We start from the raw sequence: 13,686 nt of genomic DNA, 5'->3' as shown, positions 1-13,686 counted from the left end.
TGGCTACGATGAATGTCAAAAACAGAAAATGTATTCGAAAGCTCAGCTTAAAATCTCTTTATGCGAACCGTCGCCGCAATCTGATCGCTATTTTTGCCATTGCGCTGACAACGCTGCTATTTACGTCCATGTTCACCATTGTCTTGTCACTGAACGCCAGCTATGAAACCTACCAGTTTCGGCAGGTAGGCGGCTATGCACACGGCACCTTTAAGGATGTTTCCCCCGAGCAGGCGGAACGCATCGCTGCCCACCCAAAGGTGAAGGCTGCGGGGATACGGAAGGTAATCGGTATCACTGCGGAGGGGGTCTTTGCCAAAGTACCGGCAGAGATCAGCTACATGGATGCCAACTGCACTAAATGGAGCTATGCAACCCCTACTACCGGACGGATGCCCGAAAGCGGCAAAGAGGTAGCCATGGATACGGCAGCGTTGCAGCTGCTTGGCGTGACGCCGGAGCTGGGCGCCGAGGTCACGGTTTCCTATTCCATTACGGACAAGGATCAAACCGCCTTTACTGTAACAGATACCTTTACGCTGGTAGGCTATTGGGACTATGATGAACTAATGCCTGTTCATTACATCAACATCAGCCGTGATTACGCAGATGACATCGAAGCGCAGGCAGTAAAAACACGTTTACAGCCTTTCCGCACCGATTTGAATGTCATGCTGGCCTCCGGCACAAACATTCAAGGGCAGATGGAGCAGGTGGATACCGATCTTGGTTACACATGGGACAGCTATACCGATCCCAACAGCGTCCGGATCGGCGTCAATTGGGGATATACCTCATCCCAGCTGGAGTCGAAGCTTGATCCGGAACTTGTGATCGCCATAGCAGCTTTTTTGCTGCTGGTGATTTTCACGGGGTATCTTATCATCTATAACATTTTTCAGATCTCCGTTGCAGGGGATATCCGGTTTTACGGACTTCTGAAAACCATTGGCACAACGCCCCGGCAGCTCAAACGCATCATTCGCCAGCAGGCACTTCTGCTTTGTCTGATCGGCATTCCGGCAGGGCTGCTGCTGGGCTACGGCATCGGCGCTGTTCTGGTACCTGTTGTCTTGCACTCCATCCAGTTGGATACAGGCATCACCACCATCAGCACTTCGCCTGTGATCTTCCTTGGGTCCATGCTGTTTGCCTTGTTGACGGTGCTTTTGTCCTGTTCTAAGCCCGGAAAAATGGCAGCCAAGGTCTCTCCGGTGGAGGCTACCAAATATACGGATGTGATGCAGACCAAGAAAAAACGGCGCAGCATCCGGGGAGCAAAGCTCCATCAGATGGCCTTTGCCAATCTGGGACGAAACAAGAAAAAGACGGTGCTGGTGGTGGTGTCTCTGGCACTGTCGGTGACACTGTTCAATGCGCTGTGTGCCTTTGTGGGCGGCTTCAGCATGGAGAAGTATGTATCCGCCATGACCTGCGCCGATTTTATCGTCAGCACGCCCGACTATTTCCGTTACAACCCGGCGGATGAATTCATCACGCCGGAACAAATCGAAGAGATCGCAGCAAACACAAAGGCCAGTCTTTCCGGCACGGGATATGCTGTGCGAAAACCCGCCTACCTGTGGATGACGGAGAATGCTCTGCGGCAGGACTATGCAAAGTACGAAAGCGCCGAGCAGTTGGACAGCCATATGAGCCGTCTGGAGCACCGGGGCAATATGGTGATGGGAGATACCAGAATCGAGGCTCTGGATAACAGTCTGTTTGACAAGCTGCAAGTATTCGACGGAGATATTTCTCCCATGTTGGAGCCGGACAATAACGCCATTGCCATTGCGGTTTCCTTAGATGACTACGGTAATCTGCCCAATCTTGAATACTACCCCAAGGTGGGAGACACGATCACCGTTACCTATGCGGACGATGTGAAATATATCGACAGCCGCACCGGGGAACTCACCGAAGATACACCGGAGGAGTACTTTCAGGCAAAATTGTATGGAGCCAGAGATGTAGAGTACACGGTCTGCGCCTTGGTAGAACTTCCGAATTCCATGAGTTATCGTTATAGTGGTATTGGATATGACGTAGTTTTGTCTGTGGACACCGCACAGAGGGACAGCGGTGGTGCAGCCATTCCGATGCTCTACCTGTTCGACACAGCGGACGAAGTTGACGAGGCCGAAGCAGAGCAATATCTATCGAAGCTCACTGCCGGTGAGTTTTCGCCCTTGATGTATGAAAGCAAGGCCACGGCTCGCTCTGAATTTGCTCAGTTCCGGCAGATGTTCCTTCTGATAGGTGGTATTCTCTGTGCTATCATCGGGCTGGTGGGACTCTTAAATTTCTTCAACGCCATGATGACCGGTATTCTTTCCCGCCGCCGTGAATTTGCTGTGCTTCAGGCTGTAGGAATGACGAACCGGCAGCTCAAAACCATGCTGATCTACGAGGGATTGTTTTACGCAATGTCCTCCGTAGCGGCGGCCTTTATTCTGTCGCTGGCGGTGGGACCTCTTGCAGGAAAAATGCTGGGCAGTATGTTCTGGTTCTTTGAGTATCGATTCACCATTCTGCCTGTCCTGCTGACAATTCCGGTATTTCTTCTGCTGGGGTGGCTGATTCCTTGCATGATGTATGACAATGCAGCGAAATGCAGTGTTGTAGAGCAATTAAGGGATGCTCAATAACTGTTAAGCAAAAAACGGCCCTCTGCCAAGGAAAAGGCAGAGGGCTGAGTTTTAATCTAAGGGTTTACATTCAGTTACAGTTTTTAGATAAATTTCGGGATCACCGTTCAAGATCAAGTCTGCATATCCAACCGGATCATTGTAGATTAGATAATCCAGTTCTGACCGTTGATACATATTGTCAGCAACCTCATTCTCCACGGCGATGGTATCAATGGCAATCATGCTGCCATCTAAAAATTTCAGTTCCACACAAGCGGTATCCATGTTAAACTCACAAGAAATCAATCTATCCATAAGAAACCTCCATTTTGCGGGATGTTAGATTATCCCAAAATATTTGAATGCTTCTCGGATTGCTTTCTCTTTTTCCGGTGGGCACTGCGGCTGTCTGGAATCCTCGGACTTCGGCAAATTATAGTTCTTACCAACCCCAATCCCACATTTTCGCTTAATTTGTGAGATATACAGGTTGGATACCTTTAACCCGCTATGCTCCAGCACATAGTCCTTAATCTGGGTGTAGGTTGCCCCATCTTGAAATTCGGACATATCCATATCTTCCAAAGAGAACTCAACCCGAATCTTTTTCGAGTCGACCTCACCCTTGGAAAGCAAGACAACCGTCTCCACGTGTGTTGAGACTAACATCGGAACACACACCCTTTACCTCGTCACTTATATCGGAACACATTTTTTTCACTTTGTCTCCAATACCTGATGACTTCCCGAATCTTTCTTTTGCGTTTCCAATTTCATTCTTAAATCCTGTTTTATATATGAAAGTAATTTTATAAGGATCTTTGTTTCCATCTTCGTCTAGTCCGCCGACTATTACTTTTTCAACTATACTCTCAAATATTCCTCTGTCAAATTCTTCTAGCACCTCATTATGCGATAGTGCTTTTTTGAAATCTGAAAGCCTCCTTTGCAATGAACTCTTTTCATCCGACTGTTGCTGCAGATATTCCAGCTTTGCTCTTGCATTTGTCAGTTCAGTTTTTAGTTCTACATCCGTTTCCTCATAAATATCCTGTTCAATAATGCCTTTCAGATAATTATCAAGTAGTTTTTTTCTCTTTAAAGAAACCTTGTCAATGCTTTTCTTCAGCTTATGTAACTGATCTTCAACCGAATTTTCTCCAAGTGCTTTCTCGGTTCGCTTCAAAAATTCTTCCAGAACATCTTTATTATCATTACACAACATCCTATAAGACTCAATAAATGCTTCTTCTATGACCTGCTCTGGAATGCCTTTGCTATCCGGACAAAATCTCTTTCCTTCTTTTGTTGATTTAACGCACTGCCATATCGTCTTTTTATACTTAGAGCTACTGTGCCATCGCCTACGAGAAAGATTAGAGCCACAGAATCCGCATTCTACCATACAGCTAAACGCAAACTGCCGACTAAATTTTTCACGTTTTCCAGGAGTGACTCCACATTTCCGATTTCCGTTTCTACGTCTTCTCATCTCCTGCGCCCGTTCAAATTGTTCCTCTGTAATGATTGGTTCGTGATGATCATGTATATAATACCGATCTTCCTCTCCAAGATTTTCTAAGCGTCTTTTTGAAATCGGATCAACCGTAAAGGTTTTTCCAAGTAAAATATCTCCCTTATATTTTTCATTATTAATGATTCCCATAACACTGGATGAAGTCCAGGGATTTCCTCTAATTGTCAGATGACCCTGCTCATTCAATTCCCTGGCTATCATTGTGCTGCCTGCTCCTGCCACATATCTATCAAAAATGTACCGTACAACCACAGCGCCTTCCTCATTGATTGAGATAGATTTTGTTTCCACATCATAATCATATCCCAAACAACCCTGAAATCCTACCAGTTCCCCCCGCTTCATTTTCATCTTCAAGCCCTTTTTCACATAAGCAGAAGTATTTTCAACTTCCTGCTGTGCTACAGAACTTAAAATAGTCATTAGAAATTCGCCGTCCTTTAATGTGTTAATCTTCTCAACCTCAAAATAAACAGCAATATTTCTCTCTTTCAACATACGAACATATTTCAATGTGTCCAGAGTATTTCTGGCAAATCGTGGAAGGCTTTTGGCAATAATCATATCTATCTTGCCATCCATGCAATCCTGAATCAACCGCTGAAACTCTTCTCTCTTATCAACCTTTGTCCCAGTGATTGCCTTATCAGCATATATACCTGAAAATATCCATTCTTTATTATTCTTAATTAACTCTGTATAATGCGTAACCATTGAGTTATAACTCTTTATCTGATCTTCATCGTCCGTACTTACTCGGCAATAAGCCGCCACTCTCAACCGCTCAATCTTCCGTCTGGCAGAACCGTCAAATGAATCATGTGCTTTAATCAATTCAACTTCCATTTCGCCCTCCTTTTTGTGTTCCTACCATAGCGTTGATTATATTATAATACAATACAGATATACCGTCAAGCAGTAATGTTGGATACGATACCATAATCTTTCATTAATCTTTTTTGTATTACCTGATATTCAGTTTCATTAATCAACTTCTTAGAAAGCAACTGCTTTAACATAGATAGCTGCATACTATATCTCAATATTTTTTTATTATCCATATATATCAGATACCCCTTTCTAAATAATACTCTCCTGCAGGCGGCTGCCGGGCACAGCCTCATTGGTATCACACCATCCTCTCGGACCGGAGCAGCTTATCTCCGGAAGTTTCATTATCAGAAAGCAGTATCTTCGCACAAAGTCCCCGTTACTTTGCCTGTGATCGGATATTTATCGCTCGTGCCTTTACTTCAATACCCAAACTGGCATTCCTTCGCTTTCAATGTCCGGCAACTTTGCGCCACGATGTCGCAAAGTACCAGACACAGGCAGTCATGGCGTATCCATCACACAGCTCCACTGTTTTCTGCGTCCTGCAGGAAAAATATGAAATTGTCAAGGTACACCTGCTCCGAAACAGCAAAAAACAGAAAGGGATATTTTCTGCCGCTTACTCCGAGCTAAATTTCAAATGCTAAAATCTTAGTGATTAACTTTGTCTCAAGCCGTCTCCGCAATGTCTCGTCTACACAGTAATGAACCTGTCTGTTCTCGTCATACATCTTTCTGGTAGACAATGCCGCTATGTAACCTTCATAGTGTTTCAGCACTGCATTGATCGCTTCAATATCTCCGTTTGAAGCCGCCCGAATCATCTGGAAAGAAGGCAGATCAAACGCTTCATTTTTTCTACTTTTCCTGCTCATTTTGATATTCCTCCATCATTTCTTTCATAAGTTCCAGCGAACGTTTCCGATGCTCATAGACTGTGCTTCGCACAAGATTCATCATTCTGGCAATGTCTGCATCGCTCATATCCATGAAATAAGACAGCAGCACTACCTTCCGTTTGTTTTCAGAAAGCGACTGTATTGCTTCCGCAAGTAATGTGTCTTTTACTTCAATGTCATATCCAAGTACCCGGAAGCACTTGTTTTCCACTGTATACTTGTCTACGCCAAAAATGCTGTCCAGCTCCTTCTGCGAAAGCTCCGAAAACAGCACTTCATGTTTCTGCCGATAAGCAATATGCCGATAATAATCAGCAGCTTCGCCTTTCAACGCCAGTTTGCATATCCGGTCAAACTGATTCCGAATCGTCAGTTCATCATTGGAAGAAGATTTCCCCATAAGAGTTCACCTCCTTCCCCTTCCACCAGCACATGGATGAAATTTCTATCTCCCTTTCATCCATAGTCCCGAATGGGTAATGCCCGATGTTCGGTTCGGGAAGAAATTTTTTCAAAAAATTTTCATATATATAAAATGCGCCCGGACAGGCTAACGAAGCCCATCGGACGCAATCTATAACTGATTCAATTATTACCCCTGCTCTGATATAGGTTTTTACCATAGGTGCAAGGGTGTTTGACAGAGCAGTAATCATTAAGATTTTTTTAGCTGTATATCTAATAAACGGCATAACTGCCGCCCATATTTCTCCCTTAAAACCACTCTGCTCTCCAACAAAATCCCGGAAAGAAACAAAAAAGAGTATTCAAATAACCCTTTCCGGAATTTTGTTTTTTTTAATCCGAAAAAGGACTTGAATACTCTTTCTAGGTTTTAACCCCCATAAAATACCAAGCTCACACCCTTTTCACTTTTTAAATACAGGGTAATACACTATATTTATGGAGGTGAATAAACATGGATATTTCCAAGACACTCTTTGCAACAATGGTAAAAAATGCCCGGATGGATCGGCACTGGACACAGGAAGAACTTGCTGAAAAGCTCAGTGTATCTCCTACTTATCTCGGAGATTTAGAGCGCCACAAAGGTACTCCAAGCCTGTCATTGTTCTGTAAAGCCATGCGGTTATTGAATCTTTCCGCAGATGATTACGTTTATCCAAACGGGAACAGCGATAGTTCTACATATAAGCAGCTACTCCGTCTACTAACACACTGCAACGAACACCAGCTTCAGATTCTTCTGGCAACTGCTACTGCCATGCTGCAGCCTGATCTAAATGCCAGTAACGATGTTAAGGAATAATTTTGGACTAAATCTGATAAAACTCCGATATCCGCTGATATTTATTAATTGCTGACACAGAAAAGGCTCAATCCTTGTTACTGGAAAGAGCCTTTTTATCTAACTATTTTTTCATTTTTGAAACCATCATTTCTATCTCCGGATTGCTATTCAATACCCCCAAGCCACCTAACAACTGAATACAGTCCACATATCCTTGACAGTATGCCCGTTCTTCTTCCATAAATGCCAAGTGCTGCACAGCTTCTAAATAATTCTCTATTTGTTGTCTTTGCTCTGCATTTAGTTTTCTCATCTCTGTCTCAAAATTTGCTTTTTTTACCTTTCTGATCTTATCTGCTTCTTCCAGTTCCGGAAAGTGAAGATAAGACTTTCTGCTCACATCTCCACATCGGAGATTATTCAAAAATGCGCTTATTTCACTCCATACTTCGTTTTCCATATCGGTACTCCTTTCGCTCTCGGCATTTCCTGCCATGCTGCTATATCTTTATTGTTGCCATTCTATAATAATTCAGCATATTTTTTCTAAAACTTCATCTTTAGAAGTATATTAGCATCCCAACTCGGTAAAATCAATTATAATACTTCAACTTTAGAAGTGAGGGATAGAATGAAGATATACTGGAACGGACACTCAAAAAATATTATCGGAAATAGATTAAAAGAACTGCGTACTGCACAAGGCATTTCTCAAAAGACACTTGCCGCCCGATTACAGACAGAAGGGTTTGAATTTACAGATTTAACAATCCTAAGAATTGAACAAGGAAAACGCTTTGTGCCAGACTATGAAATTGTAGCTATTGCAAATTATTTTCATATATCAACAGACTACCTTTTAGGTGCTACTGACATAAAATAAGCGGCTCTGTCTTTTAGAATTGACAGCAGCCGCTTATTTTCTTTTTATTGCATTATTGAATTTATAGCCGATTCCCCACACTGTCAAAACATAAATTGGTTTTGACGGATCAGGTTCAATTTTCTTTCGTATTCTCCGAATCAGACTCATTACATTGTCCTCTGCCCTGTAATATGGCTCTTTCCACACCTGATTGTATATTTGCTCTTTAGAAAATACCTGTCCGGGATGTCGTGCCAGCAAGTATAAAATTTCAAATTCATAGTTAGTCAGTTCAATGCTTTTCCCGTCAGCCTCAACCATCCTGTATTTTGAATCTATTATCAGATTATCGTATTTCAGACAACTATCATTGGGAAAAGCATTTACTACTTTTATATGGCTATTGGATTTTAAGAACAACAGCAACTCGTCAAATGCTATTTCGTCCTTATCATCAAAAGCCGCTATTAAAACTTTTCCCACAAAAGCCCTCCTTCTTTTTACATTCTAAATCAATCATATATGCTATTTCCCGTTGTACTTTATCCTATATACTTATGCCCTCAATAGAAAAATCCTCGCCAAGATGTGCCTCGTCCTGTTTCCGGTATTCTGCAGGAGTTATTTTCATCACATCTCTAAACGCCGTTGCGAATTTGCTTTGATTCTCATATCCCACTTGATTTGAGATTTCCGCAATCGTAGCCTGTGTCTGGCGAAGCAAAATTGCCGCTCGTTTCATTCTATACTCTTTCATATAAGTTCCAATGGGCTGTCCATAAATCCCCTTAAAAGTATTTTTTAAAGTAGCCGTATTGATTAAAAATTCCTTTGAAAGTTCTTCTATTGTTGGTCTTTTCTGTAAATCGGAAACCAATTTTTTATGTATCTCTTTCACAATTTCCACATGAGGTGAAGTATACCGTTCTCTCTGCTTTTCTTTTGCTGCATCCACTGTATAAAGGAACAACAATAATTCTTGCACCTTTAATTTCATATAAGGCTTTTGCAGACAATCCGGTATGGAATATAGTTCTGAAAAAATATGCTCTATTTCGTCCTTTGCCCGCATAATAAAGCAATCTCCGGATGCACAGAACTTATTTCTAAACGCCAGAATATCAATTCCCGCCTCCATCAGAATCTCTGGTGAATTTTTAGATACTGTAGTTAAATTGATTACCACAGAAATTCCCCGGTAATGCTTCAAAGGAAAAGACATTTCCGAAGCGCAGTTATCCATTGTATGAATCGACAGATCCCCTTCTCCCAAATAAAGGCAGGAACCGCTTAATAAACGACTTCCCTCACGACCTTCCCTGCAATGATTAATTTCGAGAATATCTTTATCTAAGATACTCTCCCATTCATATTCCGTTGCCTCAAAATCATTATAAATAAGCTGGATTCCCGGAAAAACCTGATAAACGGTCATAAGTCCTAATCCATCGGCACAATCCATCTTATAAATAGTACAGTAACCATCGTTATCTTTTGGAATAACCTCCGATAAACCTTTCATATTTGACATAGTTTCTATATTGTTCATATCGTTCCTCACTATCGTCTGGTGACTATTTATCTGTTCTACCAATAACTTTCTGGCTTTTTTTATTATATACTTTTTCTTCATTCCATTCTGCTCCAATCAGTAGGCTTTTCGCTCCATTTAGAATTATATTCTAAATTCCCCTGATGTGCAAATATGGGAAAGGAGCCAACGACTCTATAGCCATCGGCTCCCATCAAGGTTACTTATTGCAATACTTTTCTCCAATACATCCCGAACAACTGCCGCCACAACAAGAACCATTCTTACGATCCCGTCGAACTTTTCGGACAGCCCATACTGCATAAACAGTAATTCCAAAAATGATGATTCCAGTAATAACCATCTTAGTCTCCTTTCCTACTAGATGCCCATAATTCATTTGCAACAGGATGCCAGTGCTTTGCATATAATTCGCATTTATCACACAAATGATCTACCGTCTCCGGTGATTGCAAATCCGTAGACTTTGCTCCGGTACGTTTTACCATTTCCCGTAAAATATTGGGATTTTCCAACATAGGGCATGGACGAAGCATATTCTTATTAAATGGTTGCCCATCGTGGTACGCCATAAAAATCGGACTTTTCAGTGCATCCAGTAATCCGCACTCATGGATGTTCACATTGGAATAATGAATAAACACACATGGCTCCACATCCCCGGCAGCATTAATATGTAAATAGCTTCTGCCTCCGGCAATACAGCCTCCTACATACTCTGCATCGTTCTGAAAATCCATACTGAAAATAGGCTTTGTATTCCGAAATGCTCTTACCCGTTCATAGACTATCCTTCTTTGATCCGGGTTAGGGAGAAGCTCTGGAACAGCATCATTACCGACTGGCATATAATGAAAGAACCAGACAAACATTGCTCCCATTTCAATCATCATATCAAAAAATGCTTCACTACTAATATCCGCATAATTGGCACTGGTATAGCAGGTAGAAATACCAAAAGGCAATTTGTATCTCCTTAATAAATCCATCGCCTGCATTACTTTCTCAAAAACCCCTTTGCCCCTGCGTCCATCATTTGCTTTTTCAAATCCCTCCAAACTAATCGCCGGGACGAAATTTTTTACACGAAGCATTTCCATACAAAACTCTTCGTCAATCAGCGTTCCATTTGTAAAAGAAAGGAACTCACAATCCGGATGCCTTTCACACAGAGTAATTAAATCTCTTTTTCGTACCATCGGTTCCCCACCTGTATATATATACATATAGGTTCCTAGTTTTTTCCCCTGGGTGACAATATCATCAATCGTTTCTAAACTCAAGTTTAGCTTATGTCCATATTCAGCAGCCCAACACCCTGTACAGTGCAAATTACACGCCGACGTTGGATCTAATAATATAGCCCACGGAACATTACAATTTTCTTTCTCACGAACTTCATTTTGAATTGCGGAGCCTTTCAAGGCAGAATTAACAATGAAATTCTGAAAAAATGTTTTTCTCACACCTGCATCCAACTGGTATGCTTTCATAATCAACTGATACCAGTTTCCTTTTTCTTCGATTGCCTTACGAAATGCTGCCCTTTGTCCCTCATACCAACCATCCGGTAATACTTGATCCATGAGCCGCATTGCTTTCGGAATATTTTCCTCCGGATTCTTTTCCAGATATTCTAATGCAGTATGTACCGCTGCTGAAAAAGCTGTATTTTTTACTGAATCTATAATGTTCATTTTCATTTGTCTGCTGATTATTTATTTGCCATCAGCTTTTTCCTTTCATTTTTCTAATTAAACTTTTCCCTGCAATTACCGCTATAACAAAAAGTCCTGCAAAACAAACCCATTTTTTATACTTCATATCACTTACCTCACACTAAAATCCCAACTTGATAAACTGCAAATGTCACTATCCATGCCACCACCAACTGAAACATTGCGGACAGTAACATCCAACGTGTGCTTCCTGATTCCTTGCGTATCGTTGCAAGAGCCGCCATACATGGAATATATAGTAGGCAAAAAATCATCAGACAGAACGCATTGAGTTGTCCAAACCCTGCACTTCCCAATATGCCTTCCAGTGTATCCATACCAGCTCCGGAATTGATGTTTGAAACTCCAAACAAGACTGCACAACTGGAAACCACAACCTCTTTTGCAGAAATGCCTGCGATCAGAGCTACCGCAATCTGCCAAAATCCCAATCCTATTGGTGCAAAAAACGGTACTAGCCCATGTCCCAAAATAGCGCCGAAACTATCCGACATATCCGTTGTATATCCATGTGGTCCGAAATTCAAGATTATCCACATCAGGATAGATGCTATAAAAATAGTAGTTCCTGCTTTCGTAAGATAATCTTTTACCTTCTCCCATACATAAATTGCTACTGTTCTGGAACTGGGGATTTTATACTCCGGTAATTCAATCAACAAATAATTTTCTGATTTCTTTTTATCAATCAGATGTATTATGGCGGCCACCAAAATCGCAACCACTAACCCGATCAAATACATGGAATATGCAACCAGCATAGCACGTTCTTTGAAAAACATTTCTGCAAACAGTATGTAGATAGGCAGGCGGGCGCTACAGCTCATAAACGGCGTAATCAACATTACTTTAAAACGATCACGCCTGCTTTCCAGTGCCCTTGATGCCATAATTGCCGGGACTGTACAACCAAAGCCTAAAATCATAGGAATAAAGGCTCTTCCAGACAGTCCAAGTTTACTCATAATTCCTTCCATAACATAAGCTACTCGCGCCATATATCCGCTGTCCTCTAAAAAAGCCAACGCAAGAAATAAAATGAAAATGTTCGGAAGAAATGTCAATATACCGCCCACTCCTGCAAGAATACCGTCTACAATCAGCGAACGAATTACTTCATTTACCTGTGCTGCAACCAGACCTTTCTCTATCCATAGAGACAGATTTTCAATTCCTATCTCTAAATACCCTTTCAGCCAGTCCCCAACAGTAAATGTCAGAAGAAACACTACCGCCATAATGCCTAGAAAGATTGGAACACCCCATACACGATGAGTCAGCACCTTATCCGCTTTTTCAGTCAAAGCATCCTGGCGATCTTTATTTACCAACACTTCTCTTATAATTTCTTGAATAAAATCATATTTCTCATTGATAATATCCGATTCATAGCTCCGGTCAATTACATCTGGCAAATGAACAGGGTAACTCTTCGTAATCTCCCGATCCATTTCCAGTAACTTAATAGCATACCAACGGTAATTTTTTAGTTTTGGATAGTTTATTTTCAGTGCATCCATAATAAGATCAATCTTATCCTCAATCTTATCGCTGTAAACCATTGCATATTCTGCATGATGGTTATGCCGATGCCTTGACTGATCTTTATGATGGTGAACCAAACATTGCGGATCGTTGCAATCCTTATGATGTGCTGCTGCATGAAGCAGCACATCCAATCCCGTCCGTTTTCTCGCAGAGACGGGAATCACCGGGATTCCCAACATTTCCGGCAGTCTGTGTGTGTCGATTTCCATCCCACGCTTTTCTACAATGTCCATCATATTCAGTGCCATAACTACTGGTTTTCCAAGTTCCAATAACTGTAATGTCAAATATAGATTACGCTCCAGTGCCGAAGCATCTACCACGTCAATAATCATATCAACTTCATCACTCAATATAAACTGTCTGGATACCTGCTCTTCCATTGTATAAGAAGTCAGACTGTATGTACCCGGAAGATCAACCAGACGAATATTCAGATTATGATCTCTGATTGCTCCTTCCACTTTTTCGACAGTAACCCCCGGCCAATTCGCCACTTTTAAATTTGCGCCTGTATAAGCATTAAAAAGTGTTGTCTTTCCACAGTTTGGGTTCCCGATGAAGCCGATTGTCAAATTCTCTTTCATCGAAATTCATCCCTCCTACATAGCAACCGAAATATGTTCTGTTATATTGCGCCCAAGTGCAAAACGTGTTCCCCGTACTTTTACAATCAAAATCCCCTTGCTTTTACTATTCAAAACTGTGACAGAAGTACCACGAGTCATTCCAAGAGCTTCCAGACGTTTTTCAATTCCTGTAGGAAGCCCAATGTCTTTAACAATATATTGGGTTTCTTTTTTGCCATCTGAAAGATACATTTTAAT

17 protein-coding genes are annotated in these 13,686 nt (G+C 41.7%); 3 read left to right on the top strand and 14 right to left on the bottom strand.

Annotated features, from left to right (window positions below; genetic code table 11):
* Positions 1-8 precede the first annotated feature (8 nt).
* Complete coding sequence (locus LI112_RS06755) at positions 9-2,651, top strand: ABC transporter permease (RefSeq protein WP_227190389.1); 2,643 nt, start codon at positions 9-11, stop codon at positions 2,649-2,651.
* A 51-nt stretch (positions 2,652-2,702) separates the two neighbouring features.
* Here LI112_RS06755 and LI112_RS06750 read toward each other — a convergent pair whose 3' ends face one another.
* From LI112_RS06750 to LI112_RS06720, 7 genes are all read right to left on the bottom strand, one after another.
* Entirely contained in the window at positions 2,703-2,948 is a 246-nt protein-coding gene (locus tag LI112_RS06750; RefSeq protein ID WP_021683568.1) for a DUF6061 family protein, read from the bottom strand.
* Between the two features lie 24 nt (positions 2,949-2,972).
* Positions 2,973-3,203 carry a 23S rRNA methyltransferase gene (locus tag LI112_RS06745; RefSeq protein ID WP_227190388.1) on the bottom strand — a complete coding sequence of 77 codons (231 nt, stop codon included), beginning with the start codon at positions 3,201-3,203 and terminating at the stop codon, positions 2,973-2,975.
* 49 nt (positions 3,204-3,252) lie between these two features.
* Positions 3,253-5,016, bottom strand: coding sequence for a recombinase family protein (locus LI112_RS06740; protein ID WP_227190387.1), 1,764 nt, complete (start codon positions 5,014-5,016; stop codon positions 3,253-3,255).
* Between the two features lie 65 nt (positions 5,017-5,081).
* On the bottom strand, positions 5,082-5,231 hold the full coding sequence (locus LI112_RS06735; RefSeq protein WP_070090346.1) for an SHOCT domain-containing protein: 150 nt from the start codon (positions 5,229-5,231) through the stop codon (positions 5,082-5,084).
* A 402-nt stretch (positions 5,232-5,633) separates the two neighbouring features.
* Positions 5,634-5,879 carry a helix-turn-helix domain-containing protein gene (locus LI112_RS06730; RefSeq protein ID WP_005338364.1) on the bottom strand — a complete coding sequence of 82 codons (246 nt, stop codon included), beginning with the start codon at positions 5,877-5,879 and terminating at the stop codon, positions 5,634-5,636.
* Complete coding sequence (locus LI112_RS06725) at positions 5,863-6,303, bottom strand: sigma factor-like helix-turn-helix DNA-binding protein (RefSeq protein WP_070090347.1); 441 nt, start codon at positions 6,301-6,303, stop codon at positions 5,863-5,865. The genes LI112_RS06730 and LI112_RS06725 overlap by 17 nt, the downstream gene beginning before the upstream one ends.
* Positions 6,281-6,595, bottom strand: coding sequence for a hypothetical protein (locus LI112_RS06720; RefSeq protein WP_070090348.1), 315 nt, complete (start codon positions 6,593-6,595; stop codon positions 6,281-6,283). The genes LI112_RS06725 and LI112_RS06720 overlap by 23 nt, the downstream gene beginning before the upstream one ends.
* Before the next feature lie 227 nt (positions 6,596-6,822).
* On the opposite strand from LI112_RS06720, the gene LI112_RS06715 reads away from it, so the two are divergent.
* Positions 6,823-7,173, top strand: a complete 351-nt coding sequence (locus tag LI112_RS06715; protein ID WP_117440244.1) for a helix-turn-helix domain-containing protein — start codon at positions 6,823-6,825, stop codon at positions 7,171-7,173.
* 103 nt (positions 7,174-7,276) lie between these two features.
* Here LI112_RS06715 and LI112_RS06710 read toward each other — a convergent pair whose 3' ends face one another.
* Positions 7,277-7,615, bottom strand: coding sequence for a hypothetical protein (locus tag LI112_RS06710; protein ID WP_226843641.1), 339 nt, complete (start codon positions 7,613-7,615; stop codon positions 7,277-7,279).
* Positions 7,616-7,786: 171 nt separating this feature from the next.
* On the opposite strand from LI112_RS06710, the gene LI112_RS06705 reads away from it, so the two are divergent.
* The gene (locus LI112_RS06705) at positions 7,787-8,038 is read left to right on the top strand and encodes a helix-turn-helix domain-containing protein (protein WP_005338373.1); all 252 of its coding nucleotides are present in this window, start codon (positions 7,787-7,789) and stop codon (positions 8,036-8,038) included.
* A 33-nt stretch (positions 8,039-8,071) separates the two neighbouring features.
* On the opposite strand, the gene LI112_RS06700 is transcribed toward LI112_RS06705, so the two are convergent.
* From LI112_RS06700 to LI112_RS06675, 6 genes are all read right to left on the bottom strand, one after another.
* The gene (locus tag LI112_RS06700) at positions 8,072-8,503 is read right to left on the bottom strand and encodes a winged helix-turn-helix domain-containing protein (protein WP_005338374.1); all 432 of its coding nucleotides are present in this window, start codon (positions 8,501-8,503) and stop codon (positions 8,072-8,074) included.
* Between the two features lie 64 nt (positions 8,504-8,567).
* On the bottom strand, positions 8,568-9,653 hold the full coding sequence (locus LI112_RS06695; RefSeq protein WP_005338376.1) for an AraC family transcriptional regulator: 1,086 nt from the start codon (positions 9,651-9,653) through the stop codon (positions 8,568-8,570).
* Between the two features lie 118 nt (positions 9,654-9,771).
* Positions 9,772-9,915: a FeoB-associated Cys-rich membrane protein gene (locus tag LI112_RS06690; RefSeq protein WP_005338378.1), complete on the bottom strand. Its 144-nt coding sequence runs from the start codon at positions 9,913-9,915 to the stop codon at positions 9,772-9,774.
* A gap of 1 nt (position 9,916) precedes the next feature.
* Positions 9,917-11,269, bottom strand: coding sequence for a radical SAM protein (locus LI112_RS06685; protein ID WP_227190386.1), 1,353 nt, complete (start codon positions 11,267-11,269; stop codon positions 9,917-9,919).
* A gap of 137 nt (positions 11,270-11,406) precedes the next feature.
* The gene (feoB, locus tag LI112_RS06680; RefSeq protein WP_117440241.1) at positions 11,407-13,446 is read right to left on the bottom strand and encodes a ferrous iron transport protein B; all 2,040 of its coding nucleotides are present in this window, start codon (positions 13,444-13,446) and stop codon (positions 11,407-11,409) included.
* 15 nt (positions 13,447-13,461) lie between these two features.
* A complete protein-coding gene (locus LI112_RS06675; protein WP_055056395.1) occupies positions 13,462-13,680 on the bottom strand; it encodes a FeoA family protein in 219 nt (72 codons plus the stop codon).
* Positions 13,681-13,686 lie beyond the last annotated feature (6 nt).

It is taken from the genome of Blautia sp. 210820-DFI.6.14, assembly GCF_020558815.1.
Taxonomy (GTDB): Bacteria; Bacillota; Clostridia; order Lachnospirales; family Lachnospiraceae; genus Blautia_A; species Blautia_A obeum.
The sequence above is the reverse complement of the archived record's forward strand: the minus strand, read 5'-3'. Positions and strand labels throughout refer to the sequence as shown.